Origin of the sequence: Gelidibacter salicanalis, assembly GCF_016469035.1 — a bacterium.
Lineage (GTDB): Bacteria > Bacteroidota > Bacteroidia > Flavobacteriales > Flavobacteriaceae > Gelidibacter > Gelidibacter salicanalis_A.
Map to the genome: position 1 here is coordinate 1 of NZ_JAEHJZ010000299.1, position 259 is coordinate 259.

The window sequence follows — 259 nt, forward strand, 5'->3', positions numbered from 1 at the left end:
AGTGGACGGGGTGAACTACACCGACACGACGCACGGCGGTGACAAAGAAAAACGTGAAATCGTCCTCAACTATTCCCACGAGGAAAACATCTACCAGCTCTGGCGCAGCTTGCGCTTTGGCGACAATCTTCAGGAATGGCTGCAACAGCAGATGTCTTTGCCTGCGAATGCGCTGTCAAAAGGCTCCGCTGCAGCCGGGCAGAAAAAGGATCCAACAGTGAGGAAGGAACAATGAAACTGCAATTTGCAGGACCGTGCG

Annotated in this window: 1 protein-coding gene; it reads left to right on the plus strand. The window is 53.3% G+C overall.

The window, feature by feature from the left end; translation table 11 throughout:
* The coding region (locus tag JEM65_RS21550; protein ID WP_199603810.1) for an intermembrane phospholipid transport protein YdbH family protein at nt 1–235 on the plus strand (235 nt) is incomplete at its 5' end.
* Between the last annotated feature and the right edge of the window lie 24 nt (nt 236–259).